At 63.6% G+C, this 12226-nt stretch carries 16 protein-coding genes and 2 pseudogenes; 7 read left to right on the top strand and 11 right to left on the bottom strand.

Annotation, left to right across the window (positions count from 1 at the left end):
• Position 1: 1 nt before the first annotated feature.
• The 3 genes and pseudogenes from KXD97_RS00315 to istA form a co-directional block, all read right to left on the bottom strand.
• Positions 2-580, bottom strand: coding sequence for a hypothetical protein (locus tag KXD97_RS00315; protein ID WP_260754973.1), 579 nt, complete (start codon positions 578-580; stop codon positions 2-4).
• A 46-nt stretch (positions 581-626) separates the two neighbouring features.
• Positions 627-1418, bottom strand: a complete 792-nt coding sequence (gene istB / locus KXD97_RS00310) for an IS21-like element helper ATPase IstB (RefSeq protein WP_073683276.1) — start codon at positions 1416-1418, stop codon at positions 627-629.
• A pseudogene (gene istA / locus KXD97_RS00305) lies at positions 1415-2997 on the bottom strand (IS21 family transposase). The gene istB and the pseudogene istA overlap by 4 nt, the downstream one beginning before the upstream one ends.
• A 382-nt stretch (positions 2998-3379) precedes the next feature.
• Between istA and KXD97_RS00300 the strand changes: the two are divergent.
• A complete protein-coding gene (locus KXD97_RS00300; RefSeq protein WP_260754972.1) occupies positions 3380-3640 on the top strand; it encodes a hypothetical protein in 261 nt (86 codons plus the stop codon).
• 28 nt (positions 3641-3668) lie between these two features.
• Here the strand turns inward: KXD97_RS00300 and KXD97_RS00295 are convergent, their stop codons facing one another.
• The 3 genes from KXD97_RS00295 to KXD97_RS00285 all read right to left on the bottom strand — a co-directional run bounded on the left by KXD97_RS00295 (position 3669) and on the right by KXD97_RS00285 (position 5745).
• Entirely contained in the window at positions 3669-4109 is a 441-nt protein-coding gene (locus KXD97_RS00295) for a hypothetical protein (RefSeq protein WP_260754971.1), read from the bottom strand.
• Positions 4109-4636, bottom strand: coding sequence for a helix-turn-helix transcriptional regulator (locus KXD97_RS00290; RefSeq protein WP_260754970.1), 528 nt, complete (start codon positions 4634-4636; stop codon positions 4109-4111). Before KXD97_RS00290 ends, KXD97_RS00295 begins: the two co-directional genes overlap by 1 nt.
• An 899-nt stretch (positions 4637-5535) precedes the next feature.
• Positions 5536-5745 carry a helix-turn-helix domain-containing protein gene (locus tag KXD97_RS00285; protein ID WP_260754969.1) on the bottom strand — a complete coding sequence of 70 codons (210 nt, stop codon included), beginning with the start codon at positions 5743-5745 and terminating at the stop codon, positions 5536-5538.
• 32 nt (positions 5746-5777) lie between these two features.
• On the opposite strand from KXD97_RS00285, the gene KXD97_RS33050 reads away from it, so the two are divergent.
• The gene (locus tag KXD97_RS33050) at positions 5778-5978 is read left to right on the top strand and encodes an AlpA family transcriptional regulator (protein WP_313901335.1); all 201 of its coding nucleotides are present in this window, start codon (positions 5778-5780) and stop codon (positions 5976-5978) included.
• A gap of 321 nt (positions 5979-6299) precedes the next feature.
• On the opposite strand, the gene KXD97_RS00275 is transcribed toward KXD97_RS33050, so the two are convergent.
• The 3 genes from KXD97_RS00275 to KXD97_RS00265 all read right to left on the bottom strand — a co-directional run bounded on the left by KXD97_RS00275 (position 6300) and on the right by KXD97_RS00265 (position 7274).
• Complete coding sequence (locus KXD97_RS00275) at positions 6300-6482, bottom strand: hypothetical protein (protein ID WP_260754968.1); 183 nt, start codon at positions 6480-6482, stop codon at positions 6300-6302.
• A 286-nt stretch (positions 6483-6768) separates the two neighbouring features.
• Positions 6769-7074, bottom strand: coding sequence for a hypothetical protein (locus KXD97_RS00270; RefSeq protein WP_260754967.1), 306 nt, complete (start codon positions 7072-7074; stop codon positions 6769-6771).
• The gene (locus KXD97_RS00265) at positions 7074-7274 is read right to left on the bottom strand and encodes a hypothetical protein (protein ID WP_260754966.1); all 201 of its coding nucleotides are present in this window, start codon (positions 7272-7274) and stop codon (positions 7074-7076) included. The genes KXD97_RS00270 and KXD97_RS00265 overlap by 1 nt, the downstream gene beginning before the upstream one ends.
• A 316-nt stretch (positions 7275-7590) precedes the next feature.
• Here KXD97_RS00265 and KXD97_RS00260 point away from each other — a divergent pair, with 316 nt between their 5' ends.
• Together KXD97_RS00260 and KXD97_RS00255 are read left to right on the top strand one after the other, a co-directional pair.
• Positions 7591-7770 carry an XRE family transcriptional regulator gene (locus KXD97_RS00260; protein WP_260754965.1) on the top strand — a complete coding sequence of 60 codons (180 nt, stop codon included), beginning with the start codon at positions 7591-7593 and terminating at the stop codon, positions 7768-7770.
• 255 nt (positions 7771-8025) lie between these two features.
• Positions 8026-9219 (top strand): site-specific integrase, encoded by a 1194-nt coding sequence (locus KXD97_RS00255; RefSeq protein ID WP_260754964.1) that lies wholly within the window; start codon positions 8026-8028, stop codon positions 9217-9219.
• A 51-nt stretch (positions 9220-9270) separates the two neighbouring features.
• Here the strand turns inward: KXD97_RS00255 and KXD97_RS00250 are convergent, their stop codons facing one another.
• Positions 9271-9492 (bottom strand): AlpA family transcriptional regulator, encoded by a 222-nt coding sequence (locus KXD97_RS00250; protein WP_260754963.1) that lies wholly within the window; start codon positions 9490-9492, stop codon positions 9271-9273.
• 587 nt (positions 9493-10079) lie between these two features.
• On the opposite strand from KXD97_RS00250, the gene KXD97_RS00245 reads away from it, so the two are divergent.
• The 3 genes from KXD97_RS00245 (at position 10080) to KXD97_RS00235 (ending at position 11947) form a co-directional block, all read left to right on the top strand.
• Entirely contained in the window at positions 10080-10520 is a 441-nt protein-coding gene (locus KXD97_RS00245; RefSeq protein WP_260754962.1) for a helix-turn-helix domain-containing protein, read from the top strand.
• A gap of 207 nt (positions 10521-10727) precedes the next feature.
• The gene (locus KXD97_RS00240) at positions 10728-10892 is read left to right on the top strand and encodes a hypothetical protein (protein WP_260754961.1); all 165 of its coding nucleotides are present in this window, start codon (positions 10728-10730) and stop codon (positions 10890-10892) included.
• Positions 10892-11947 (top strand): AAA family ATPase, encoded by a 1056-nt coding sequence (locus tag KXD97_RS00235; RefSeq protein ID WP_260754960.1) that lies wholly within the window; start codon positions 10892-10894, stop codon positions 11945-11947. Before KXD97_RS00240 ends, KXD97_RS00235 begins: the two co-directional genes overlap by 1 nt.
• 17 nt (positions 11948-11964) lie before the next feature.
• Here KXD97_RS00235 and KXD97_RS00230 read toward each other — a convergent pair.
• A pseudogene (locus tag KXD97_RS00230) lies at positions 11965-12183 on the bottom strand (transposase); the annotation flags it as partial.
• Between the last annotated feature and the right edge of the window lie 43 nt (positions 12184-12226).

Here is a 12226-nt window from a genome sequence, read left to right as displayed (position 1 = left end):
GTCACCACCGGGGCGAGTTGGTGGCGGCGGTCAAGGTGTCGTAAGCGGTGTCGAGTTGGCGTTGACGGCGGCGGTTGGGTTCATGATTGGACTCGGCAGCCACCGCATCGATCAGATCATCGAGTTCGTCGCCGGTCATCGTGAGGTGAAGCTCGCCACCGTGGGCGAACACCGCGAAAACCGCTCTCTGACAGTCGCTGTCGAGGAAGGGCAGGGTGCGCAGGATCGCTGCGGTGTCAGCGTCGATGGGAATGTCGCGCAGCGGTTGGGCTGCGGTCAGTTGCTGGCGACGCAGATCGTAGATTGATGCTGCCCAGTTGCTGATGGTGCCGTCGTCGCCACAGTGGCTGCATTGCCAGCCGATGGGTTGCTCAGCATCGCCGCGGACGACCGTGATGCGGCCCGGGCAGCGGCGGTTGGCGGGTCGGCGCCGACACGGCAGCGCGGTTTCCCACCGGGTGTGAGCGTCGCCGGCCGATGCTGCGGAAACGATGCTGCCCAGGTGCTCGGCGAGCGCACGGGCCGGCCCGGGGGTCTCGGGGCCCACGTCGAGGAAGTGCTGCAGATCGGCGACCAACATGACCTGGTCACTGTATCGGCTGCAGGCAGCATCAGCGGCGTGTGAGTTACTGCGCGGTGCTGGTGCGGCGGGTGCGGGCATGGGCGAGTCGGTAGGAGGTGGTGCCGGTTTCGATGATCTGCCCGGCGAAGGTCAACCGGTCGACGATGGCCGCACACAGTCGCGGGTCGGTGAAGGTCTTGGTCCACGCGGAGAACGGCTCGTTGGACGCGATCGCCACCGAGGCGCGTTCCTCGCGCTCGGTGAGCACCTGGAACAGCAACTCCGCACCGCGGCGGTCCAATTGCAGATAGCCCAGCTCATCGATGAGCAGCAGATCCACCCGACCGTAGCGGGTGATCAACTTACTCAGGTGGGCCTCGTCGGCGGCCTCGACGAGTTCATTGACCAGCTTGCTGGCCAGGGTGTAGCGGACGCGGTAGCCGGCTTCGGCGGCGGTGGTTCCCAATCCGATCAGCAGGTGAGTTTTGCCGGTCCCGGAGTCGCCGATCAAGCACAAGGGTTCCCCGGCTTTGACCCAGGCGCAGGTGGCCAGGGTGCCGATGACTGCGGGGTTGATCGCGGGGTTGGCCTCAAAGCTGAACTCGTCGAGCCGCTTTGGCCGAGGGAACCCGGCGTCATGAATGCGGCGCTGCGCCCGGCGGCGATCCCGGTCCTCGCATTCGGCGATCATCAGCTCCGATAAGAACCCCAGATAGGACTGCTGTTCACGTTCGGCCGCGGCGGCGATCTCGGCGAAGCGGTCACGGATGGTGGGCAGCCGCAACATCCGGGCACCTTGTTCGATGGCCGCGACCGCGGCCTGATCGGTGACGGTGTGACGTGTCGTGTTGGTCATGAGCTCTGCTGACCCAGCAGAGTGTCATAGTGGGCCACCGACGGCAACGGCCGCTCGTCGGCGATCAGGCGGTGCCCAGCCAGCCGGAGCACCTGGGTGCCGTCACAGCCGGGTGCTGAACCGAGGCCGGCGCGCTGTTCGGCGGCCCGGCGGGCTTCCAGCGCCACCACATCGGCATTGACCGAGCCCACCGACAGCGCAGCGCTGATACCGGCCAGCACATCAGCGCGGTCGAGGTGACGGTGCAGCAACAGGACTTCAACCAGCACACGCGTTCCGCCAGCATCCCCATGAACCCGCCGGGCTGCAGTCCACCACGCGTCGTGTTCGGCGGTGAACAGTTTGGCCGCCCGCGCTTGAGCCAGTGCGGTGGCCCCCGGCAACGCGCCGGGTTTGCGGGCCAGGATCTCCAGATAGTGGTCCAAGTCCAGCACCTTGGTGCCTTTGCCGACTGCCCGGGGATGACGTGCCACCACCGTGGTGCGGTCATACACGGTGACATGCGACGCCGACAGTTTCACCCGCACCCGATGCCCGATGAACCGGGCCGGCACCGAATACTGATTGCAGCGCACCATGATCTGGGCGTACCGATCCACCCGCGGAGTCAGCGTCAACGCCGTCTCAAACGGCTGATCAGCAACAGGCTGCAGGAACTGCCGCTCGGTTTCCCAGTCCTGGCCAACACTGTTGGCGCGGTCGGCGATCCGACGACGATCGTCGGCGTCGTCAGCAGCGGCCAACAACGCGTTGAGCTCGTCGAGGAGTCCACCACCGGCATCGGCACGCAGTGATTGCGGCGGAACCGGCCACCTTCGCCTTCGACGCCGCCCTTTTCGTGGCTGCCGTCGTGACCGGGCTGGCAATACCACGCTTCAAAGCCGTAGTGCGAGCGGAACGCGATCCAGCGTTCATTCTCCTGACGGGACCGTCCGAACAACACCTGCTTGACCGCACTATTGAGATTGTCGTAACGGATCTTGTCAACCGGCACCCCGCCCAGGCGGTTGAACCCATGAACGTGGCCCTCCAGGAACGCTTCCTGGCCCTGGGTGGCGAACGCCCGATGCGCTGCTCGACCCGAGAACGACAACCGCATCGTAAACAGTGCGGTCTTGGTTTTCACCCCGGCCAGCACCACCCACAGATCGTGGAAGTCGACCTCGGCTTCAGCGCCCGGGCGGTAGGTCTGCGGCACAAATCCCGCCTCCAGCGCCCGGCCCGCCTCCGCAGCGATCTGCGGGCGACGTTTGCGGATGTGGTCGCGCACCGTCGAATACGACAACCCGGCAGCGTCATGCTCATCGACCAGCCGCGCCAACACCCGTCGCGCGGTATGGCGTTGCTTTGTCGGGGCATCCAGATCCGAACGCAGCATCTCATCGATGGCCGCCTTGAACGGCTCCAACCGCGGCGCCGCTCGCGGCCCGGTCTTGCGCGGCGGCGGCACCGCCGAATCCAACGCTTGGCGCACCGTGCGTCGATGCACCCGGTACTTATCTGCCAGCGCCCGGATCGACAAACCCTCAACCCGACGATCCCGGCGGATCGCTGCGAACTGCTCCACCCGTGTCCTCACCTTTCCAGCCACCAACCCTTCACCAGCGATCCGGGCCATCCGGAACCGCCTGTGATCACTGTCAGGTGGGGCCAATTCACGTCGTCCTAACCGACGCGGAGTGTCGTCAAGGTGGGGCTAACTCAGACCGTCACAACAGCACACCCGCGACCACACAGGTGGGGCCACTTTCAGCCGCCCACCCGGGGCCAAATCAGGCTGTCACAGCCAAGCAGTGGCGGAACATGCGGCGACAGGCCGAGATGTGGATGGCCTCTAATCCCAATGGGAATTCTGGCTCGGGTGCGACGTACAACGTGTATGCACAGGACATGGACGATGCTGTGCGCCGACTTAAGTGGGAAGAACGCCGTCGCGCCCGCCAACACTCAGGAAGGCCCTGATGTACGAACAACCACGACCCATCGACCGCGCCCGCTTAGGACGCATCGTCCTAGCCTCTCTCGACCAGGACCGCGAAAGATACGAGGCCGTCCTCGCTGAAGTCGAAGCCGAAGGCAGCATGTTCGAACTGTTCAACGCCACAGGCGGCGCCCTCATGGGCATCGGCCGGCTGACCCTCGGTGAGGAAAAACTTCGGGAGTGGGCTGAGGGCTACGTCGCCTGGGCCCAAATGCAAGCCGACGACAACGCCGGGGCATAATCCTGAATCCCGGCGAAGCAGCAGGTGGCTAGGCGTCGGCGATGGCAGTTTCTGTCGGTTCGCTTAGCCGTTCAAGCCGCTGACCAGGCTTCATCAACCGCAACAGCGGTCGCTTGAGAGCAAGTCGACTTGCCCCGTCGAAAATTGCTGCTCGAAGAAACGGGTACACAACCATGAGTCCCACACGTTCGACAAATTCTTGAAGTGCGTCGTCGGTTAGCTCGATCTCCTCAGGGAAGCCGAACACTGCTTCGACATCAGCGATGTACAGTCCCCCCTTGCCGGACACCGTCGATCTGCACCGAACGCCGATTTCGTCTGACTCTTCGCGTATCAGTGCTTCGAGATTCTGTTGATCATTACTCTGATCGTCCGCCGCGACACGCTTGGCAGCGACCTCCCAATGTACGACGTCCTTCAGTTCCGCGAGGTCGGCTACGTCTTTCGCAGAGTCAAGTTTACGGGCCATTAGCAGGTGACAGAATCTTCGAGGTTGCCGGTGGTGTCATTCTCGTCGCGGACCATTCTGCGGAGAAAACCAACAGTTTCGTACTTGTCGCCTGCCGGCTGAGGGACGACTGATCCATTGTCGAAGCCCTTCGCGGGCGGCAAGAACGATTCATTCAAATGGAAAGCAATGATCTTGCTCGATCCCGCCCACCGAGCATCGGGCGCTATCACCAACTGATCAAAGGCGTGGGCACACCCCTCCCACGAGCCGGAATGTTTCTGATCGTCGTCACGGCGCTTGAGTGTGAGGTCCGCCTCCTTGCCTAGGACGTGCAGCATCTGAGCCAAAGTGCGTAATGTCAGGTTCCGCTTGCCGCTGAGCCGCTGACTCACTTCGCTTGGCTTCACGTTCAATAGCGCCGCTAACTGCTGCCCGTTGACGCCCTTCTCAGCCATCGCGTCATGGACAGCTTCGGTTGCAGCCAAAACCAAACGCTCTTCGGCGAGAAGCGCTTCAGACTCGGGGGTGCTCCGAAACCAGCTCATTTTGTCCTCTTCACGTAGTCGGCGAAGGCTGCGCGAGCTCTAGTCGCCTCCGTACAAACGTTCTTATCTTTTGGCTTCTTCCGACCGTGTGTAGCTATCCAGTCGCTTCCGTCACGAACCACGTACAACCGGTACCCAGGTCCATGGTGCACTTTGATTTCGTGGACCACTGGGTCGCCTTTACATCCCAGCGGATGCATCTGCTCGGGCCCGCCCAAGCGTCCGGTAGTTGTTAGCCGCTGAAATCTCGCTTGGAACTGGGTTTGCGGCGCAGTGCCCAGGCCCCCAAGCCACACTTCTGCTTCACAGTCGCCACCTCCATCAACCACTGCGTACAGCGTCAATACCGATCCAGTCTCCAGCACCCTTCGCGCTGAAGTCATAACTTAATACCCCCAGTGTAGGTACAGAAGCCAGGTCTGTGTAGCCCAGTTCTTAGCTTTCAGCGGAATAGGGCCGAACTCCGCTACGGCGACGATAGAGCACACTCAACCGGACACTGCCTGGTGATGCGGAAGGCCAGTACGGGGAGTAAATCCGCTTGTTCGGATGCAGCACCACGCCCAGGGCTGGCAAAGTAGCTTCACACAACCTCGCCATCAACCTGCGCCGAGGGCTCGTGCGTGAGCTATCTCGCAGGCTCAATGTCCGCCGGGCCTTCTCTGGGTCGCCCGATATGGCCGTGACCGACGCGATAGGCCCGACGGCGGGATTGGCTCTGGTGGGCGGGCTACTGTGCTCGAGGACTGGATGGCTGCGCAAATCTGTTCTTCGGTCATTCGCCACCGACCCGCAATCTTTACGCCCGCGAAAGTACGGTCGCGAAGCTTCACGCGGAGAAAGTCCTTCGGAAACGCCAAGCATCTGGGCAGCCTCGGACAACGAGAACATGGCGGGAATCATCGACCTGTCCCCGTCTCGAACGTAGCGAGCGAGTCCACATAGCGCTGGAGGTCGTCGTGCCGGTATTTGTACTGCCTTCCATCTCGAACGGAGGGGAGCTTGCCGGCTCGCCGTAGTTCGTCGATGCGGCGTTCGGAGGTGGAGAGCGTCTCGGCGGCGGACCGTCGGTCGTAGAGCATCCTTGTGGGTTGGTCGATTTGCGCCATGAACCAGACCGTAACGCCGAGAATCGAGGGCCATGCCAGAGAACGACAATGCGCCGATCTTCTTAAGCCCATGGATGACGCGTGAGGAGGTCGCTGACCGACTCCGCATGAAGAAATCAACCCTCGAAGCCTGGGCGGTAACGGGGTACGGTCCTCGCTTCGCGAAGTTCGGGAAGCACGTCCGGTACCACATCGATACGGTTATCGACTGGGAGAACGCGCAAGTGCGCTAGGTGGGCGTGGCCCCCATGCCCACGCAGTCGGCGTCTTCTGCTGCAGCAGTGTGCCCCGGCGCCACGTGGGACGGCCGGGGCACAACTGGGGGACACGTTAACGCTATCCCCGTTTCCGCCGTCTGCTTCGCACTAATTCCAGCGACACCGGAGGGCTCTGCTCACGTGCAAGCCTTCGTTCCCACGCAGGGCGTAGCACTGCCAAGAGTGCAAGCCATTCGAGGTCTGTGAGGTCGTCCCCTTCGATCTGGTTGAGAATCTCGTTGACTTCCTCGACCGCCTCCTCGACGGCATGGGCGATGAGGCCGTCAGTCTTAGCGCTCATTTGACGGCTCGCAACAGCGGCTGGGTGTCTTCGGGGCCGAGTTCCGCTTCGCGGAGCACCCCGTAAGCGTCGAGCAGGTGGATCATGCCCCGCATCAGTTGAGGCGACCAAGTCCTCGGGGGATACAGGACGAACCTCTTCGAGAGTTCACGGTCCAGGTCGGTGATCACCTTGCTCATATCCGCACCGCCTTGAAAACATGGCTAAGCGACGTGAAGGGCTGCTTGCATTGGCTGCATTCACCCATACCGCTCCGTTCGAAGGGGGCTCGATTCCTTGCTGTCCACGCATTGAGATGGTGGCTGCACATCGTTCCCCGCCAGCAGCTGTGCATGACCACAAGCCAGTGTGCCGGCCTCTTGCACTTGCCGGTCTTCGTCACTTGGTCGCAACGTCGCACGTCATCCCACATACTCACGACCTGGTCGAACGTCCAGGTTGAAGATGGAGCACCGATCATTCGGTTCACCACCCATCAATCTCGTCAGCGGCAGCAACAATGGCCGCTGCGAACTCGCGAGCTTGAGCTGACGTCATGTTGGCGGCTCCGAAGTCCGCCCAGACCCGGGGGCTGTCCTCCGGGCTCCGGTCGATGGTCCCGTCGACGTACTGGACAGCGCTTGTGCCGACGATGCCCGAAATGGAGCGGATGTGGCGGTCGGCCCCGGAAATGACGCGGTACTCCGGCATCCCGTCGACATTCTCCTGCCAGCCGTCCAAACAATGGGTGCGCTCCGGCATCGGCACGTCTGAAGCGGTGCGTGTGCTCATCACGCGGCCTCCTCGCGGGCGACCTCGCCTCGGAGCCAATGCGGCTGCTTGAGGTGGATTTCGTACTTGAAGACCGGCCGCGTCTTCGGGAACGCGTACCGACGGCACTGGCGGCCCGGCTCGGCATCGCAGATCGGGCAGGTGACCGACAGTGGGTCGGGTTCGGGATTGGACGGAACGGTTGCGCTGTTTTCGCGCATGGGAGTACTCTCCTCGTAGCTTGAGATTGAAGCCCCTGGCAGGGCGGAAATCACGAAGGCGGTTCCCCGGGCAAGGGAGCCGCCTTCACTCTTTTCAGGGCGCGAAGCCCATCAGAGCAAAAGCAGAAAAGCCCAGGAGGCAGTGAACGCACTGTCCTGGGCTTTGTTGGTGGCCCGCGTGGCAGCGGGTGAGATGGACAGGTCACCGTAAGCCCCCCTTGGCTGTGCTCTGTCGGGTGTGCTCTAAAAGGTACGCACAGAAGAGGGTACGCGCCAATACACTTCAAGGCATACCCTTCCGAATAAAATCGACGACGTGATTGTGTACCTCGGAGTGCGCCAGGTGGCTGAACGCACCGGCCTCGCCCTCAACACGGTGAAGGCATACGCACAGGACACGCCACGCCGCATGCCGAACCCGGACGCCATGATCGGCCGCGTCAAGGGGTGGAAGGCGCAGACCATCGACGCCTGGCACGCGACCAAGGTCGACTAACCCCCGGGCTCGGTGTCACGACAGTGTCACAACTCGCGCAGGTCACCCACGAACATTGAGAAACGCCAGCGCACGAATTTCCATGCTGCGCAACAGGAATAGGCCATTGGGAAACATCAGCGAACAGGTGTTGGCGGACTTAAAATCCGCCAAGTGTGAGTTCGAGTCTCACTGGGGGCACCGAGAAAGAGCAGCTAGAAGGCGTGCAGAGCGTAAACGCCGCGTCTGGCCGTAAACAGGCTGTAAACTCACGCCATGAGTGATGCACGGACACCCGGCACGGGCGGCGTCGTGGACCTGTGGAAGAACCGCGACGGCAGCCCATCGAAGCTCGCCACCAAGGGGTGGGCCGAGGGCAAGGGCAGGCCGCAGGGAGTGGGGTCGCGCTGGCGCGGCTGGTACGTCGGCGACGACGGCAAGATGCGTACCCAACGGTTCCGCACCGAGGTCGACGCCGAGGCGTGGGTGGCCGACGCCAAGTCGAAGATTCACACGCGAACGTGGATCAATCCGAGCGCAGCCCGCGAGACGTTCGGTGCGGTCGCTGAGCAGTGGATCGACACCAAGGGACACCGCAAGCCCAAGACGCTCGCCGGGTACCGGAGCCTGCTGGACACCATCGTGTTGCCCAAGTGGAAAGACGTGGCGCTGTCGGAAATCACCTATCCCGCCTATGTGGCGTGGCTGAGTGGGCTGTCGGTGAACGGGTCGCAGGACGGCAAGCCGCTGTCGGCGTCGCGGATCACCCAGGCTCACCAGCTCGTCGGCGCGGTGCTGAAGTACGCGCAGAAGTCGGGCAAGGTCGTCAAGAACGTCGCCACCGAGATCAGCCGGACCAACGATCTGCCCGAGCCGACCGAGGCGGAGCGGCGCTACCTCACCCACGCCGAGCTCGCCCGGCTCGCCGGTCACTGTGGGCGGTTCCAAACTCTGACGTTGGTGCTCGGCTACTGCGGGCTGCGGTTCGGCGAGGCGGTGGCGCTGCGCCGCAAGCATGTAGGGGACCGGGTGCTGACGATCCGCTCGTCGGCCACCCACGTCACCGGCAAGGGCATCGTGGAGACCTCCACCAAGACGGGCAAGGTGCGGGAGGTGCCGGTGCCCGAGCCGGTCTGGGAGCGGCTGCAAGCCGAGCTGCCCGACGACCCTGACGCGCTGGTGTTCTCGTCGCGCAAGGGCGGCTATCTGCCGCTCGGCGAGTACCGCTGGGTGTTCGACAAAGCGTGCACTGAGGCCGGTATCGACGGGCTTGTGCCACACGGGCTGCGCCACACCACCGCATCGCTGGCTATCAGTGCGGGTGCCAACGTGAAGGCCGTTCAACGGCTGCTCGGCCACGCGAGCGCCACCATGACGCTGGACCGCTACGCGAAGCTGTTCGATGACGACCTCGCCGGGGTGGCGAAGGCGCTCGGTGATGCTGCACGCGCTGCTGCTGCTGCTGCGTGAAGTTCTCCTAGTGGCCGGGGATGGAGCCGATGTTCGGTACCCGGTCAGCCGTCATGCGTCGACCCCGCCGCGCTCGCTCCGCGCCCGCTCCGCAACCTCCCACGCTTGGAGGTCTGCGAGGTCGTAAAACACGGCGCGACCGAGCCGGTATGAGCGCGGACCTTTGCGCATGCTGCGGTACCACCGCAGCGTGGATACGGGCTTGCCGAGGTAGGCGGCTGCCTGTTCTGTACTGAGCCGTGTTGGAGGTTGCTTGTCGGCGTTGGTTGTCATGTGCGGCAATGTACATACTGCGCCCGACTACCTCGCCAATCTTGTTACGCATCTGTCCACCAACAGGTTTCGTGGCTCGACCGGCAATCAGTGAGCGCACTTTAGCAACGCTCCAGACACCGGTATCCGCAGCTCACCGGCGCGCCCGTAGTCATCGAGTGACGCTCGACTGCGGGTAATCATCTGCGCGGCAACGGGTTCCCCACGAGCGGCGACACGCCGCGCCGTCGACACTCCGAGGAACTTCTAGACCACCTTCTCCCACCTTGCCGTGGTGACCTGCTCCCACGCGCGTAGGTCTCCGACAACAGGATCGAGTTCGAGATCATCAACGACAGGATGATCGACAGGATCGAGTTCGAGATCATCAACGACAGCGCACCTGTTCTCATCGGCTGACGCGCGAAACTCTTACTGAAACCTCACCTTTGACCAGGTTGTACCGACGTTGACCAGTGAGTTTGTCGACTGTCGTCGATGGCAGCGAACGCACCCGGCGGCCTCGTGGGCCAACATTGTCAAACATTGTCAGTCACAACAGGTTTCACCAGATTAACCAGTCGGGCGCGAGTGCTGTACTGGCTGGCATGAACTCGCAAACCACCGCCCCGCCACGAATGTTCTCCATCCGAGAAGCCGCCGAACACGTTGGACTCTCCGAACGGCTCATCTGGCAGAAGGTCACCGATGGCGACCTCACCCACGTTCGAGTCGGTTCCCGCGTGCTGATCGCGGGCGACGACCTGGCCGCGTTCATCGACGCGCGCCGCACACGAGGAGGAGGCAAACCCGTGCAACGTGACGAACAGACAAACGCCGCCCTCCAGGTGCTCGCGGCGGTCAAGGCGAACGTCATCGACAACGACACCGAAGCCATGTTGCGCCGCCTGCGCGGGTCGTCGCGCGAGGTGTCGCTGAGGCTCGCCGAGGCCACCAACCTGCTCGCCCACTTGGTGAAGATGTCCGAACGCCCCGAGCAGATGTTGGCCGCGCTGATCGAAACCGTCACCAACGCAGGCACCGACTGAAAGCGGAAAGCCACCCAGATGTTTGGCCGCGTGGCTTTCCGGAAGTTCCGACCCGAAGGGAACTCCCCACGAATGATAAGCCGACCCGAGGACACCGTTTCGGCGCAGCTGGAGCGTCGCCGCGATGCCGCCCACCGCAGCGAGCCGCTGGAGTGCTGCTCCTGTAGAGACCCGTGGACCTGCTACTGCCACGACAAGCTCCAGCCGGTGAGCGAGCATCAGCTTGACGGGTGGTCGGCAGCGGCGCTGCACCTGCTCGACAACGGGCTGACCCCGGCGCTGCCCATCGACGTGCAGCGCCGGTTGTGGCGGCGTGGTGGCCGTGACCGCCGTCTCGTGAGCGAGCTGCACACTCTCGTCGGGGTGGCGTGATGAGCGCCGTCGACCGCTCTGATGGGTTGTTGGAGAAGGACGCCGACGACGTTGCTGGAGAACAACTGTCGGGCGAGTCGCCCGGTCCGGTTCCCGGTTCTATAGACCTGGGTCGGGAACCGGGAACCGCAGCAGTTCCCGGTTCCGAGACCGGTCGCGGAACCAAGGACCGCGGGAACTGCGCCCCGGTTCCCGGTTCCGCACATAGGTCTACAGAACCGGGAACCGAGGACGAAACACCGCTCTACGTGGACATTTCCGCCCTGCTCGATGGCACGGTTCCAGAACCGCCAGAACCGCAACTAGGGCGGCGAACCGATGGACACGCCCTGTTCTACCCCGGTCAGGTTAATTGGGTGTTCGGCGACCCCGAGAGCGGCAAGTCATGGCTTTGCTTAGTGTGCGTCACCGAGGCACTGTCAGCCGGTCGACGGGTCCTGATGATCGACCTGGACCACAACGGCGCACTATCCACGATTCACCGTCTGCTCGCCCTCGGTGCGCGCCCTGACGCCCTCCGAAACCGGAACCTGTTCCGGTACTGCGAACCCGAGGACGCCGCCGAGGTGCGTCAGGTGGTCGAAGACTCCCGCACCTGGAGGCCCGCCGTGGCCGTCGTGGACTCCATCGGGGAGCTGCTGCCCATGTGCGGGGCCAACACGAACTCAGCCGACGAGTTCACCGTGATGCACACCAAGGTGTTGAAGCCGTTGGCGAAGGCCGGTGCCGCCGTGCTGGCCGTCGACCACCTCGCCAAGAACGCCGACTCTCGCGCTGTCGGCCCTGGAGGGACTGCGGCCAAGCGCCGCGCCATCGGCGGCTCGTCCATCCGCGTGAAGGTCAAGCAGCCGTTCACCCCTGGCCACGGCGGCAGCGCCACGCTGATCGTCAACAAGGACCGTCACGGCGGTCTCCGCGCACACTGCCCGGTCGGTGACCGTGAGCCGGTCGCGGGCACCTTCAAGCTGCTGGTGTTCGACGAGGGCGCGTTGGCGTGGGTGATCGACGCCCCTGGGTCAAGTCCAGGGGCGTGGTGTACGACGCCTGTCGTGTGATTCTTCGAGTTAATGGTTCAGGCGGTCAGTGCCGCGGGGGTGGCCTCCTGTTCGGTCGGGGTGTCGTTGACGGCGCGTGATTTGCTGAGGACGTCGAGGCCGAGGTAGCGCCGGGATTCAGCCCATTCGTCGTGTTGTTCGGCCAGCACGGCGCCGACGAGGCGGATCAGGGCGTTGCGGTCGGGGAAGATGCCCACGACGTCGGTGCGGCGGCGGATCTCTTTGTTGAGCCGTTCCTTTAACCGGCCCTCGGGGTCGGATCAACTCTCGGTGGTCGAT

It is taken from the genome of Mycobacterium sp. SMC-8 (assembly GCF_025263565.1).
Classification (GTDB): domain Bacteria; phylum Actinomycetota; class Actinomycetes; order Mycobacteriales; family Mycobacteriaceae; genus Mycobacterium.
Note: the sequence above shows the minus strand (reverse complement) of the source record. Positions and strands in the feature narration are given on the sequence as shown.

Bases quoted from the DNA above. Each gene is read 5' to 3' on its own strand.
- KXD97_RS00315 (WP_260754973.1), bottom strand. From the start codon at position 580: ATGTTGGTCGCCGATCTGCAGCACTTCCTCGACGTGGGCCCCGAGACC.
- istB (WP_073683276.1), bottom strand. From the start codon at position 1,418: ATGACCAACACGACACGTCACACCGTCACCGATCAGGCCGCGGTCGCG.
- KXD97_RS00300 (WP_260754972.1), top strand. From the start codon at position 3,380: ATGTACGAACAACCACGACCCATCGACCGCGCCCGCTTAGGACGCATC.
- KXD97_RS00295 (WP_260754971.1), bottom strand. From the start codon at position 4,109: ATGGCCCGTAAACTTGACTCTGCGAAAGACGTAGCCGACCTCGCGGAA.
- KXD97_RS00290 (WP_260754970.1), bottom strand. From the start codon at position 4,636: ATGAGCTGGTTTCGGAGCACCCCCGAGTCTGAAGCGCTTCTCGCCGAA.
- KXD97_RS00285 (WP_260754969.1), bottom strand. From the start codon at position 5,745: ATGGCGCAAATCGACCAACCCACAAGGATGCTCTACGACCGACGGTCC.
- KXD97_RS33050 (WP_313901335.1), top strand. From the start codon at position 5,778: ATGCCAGAGAACGACAATGCGCCGATCTTCTTAAGCCCATGGATGACG.
- KXD97_RS00275 (WP_260754968.1), bottom strand. From the start codon at position 6,482: ATGAGCAAGGTGATCACCGACCTGGACCGTGAACTCTCGAAGAGGTTC.
- KXD97_RS00270 (WP_260754967.1), bottom strand. From the start codon at position 7,074: ATGAGCACACGCACCGCTTCAGACGTGCCGATGCCGGAGCGCACCCAT.
- KXD97_RS00265 (WP_260754966.1), bottom strand. From the start codon at position 7,274: ATGCGCGAAAACAGCGCAACCGTTCCGTCCAATCCCGAACCCGACCCA.
- KXD97_RS00255 (WP_260754964.1), top strand. From the start codon at position 8,026: ATGAGTGATGCACGGACACCCGGCACGGGCGGCGTCGTGGACCTGTGG.
- KXD97_RS00250 (WP_260754963.1), bottom strand. From the start codon at position 9,492: ATGACAACCAACGCCGACAAGCAACCTCCAACACGGCTCAGTACAGAA.
- KXD97_RS00245 (WP_260754962.1), top strand. From the start codon at position 10,080: ATGAACTCGCAAACCACCGCCCCGCCACGAATGTTCTCCATCCGAGAA.
- KXD97_RS00235 (WP_260754960.1), top strand. From the start codon at position 10,892: ATGAGCGCCGTCGACCGCTCTGATGGGTTGTTGGAGAAGGACGCCGAC.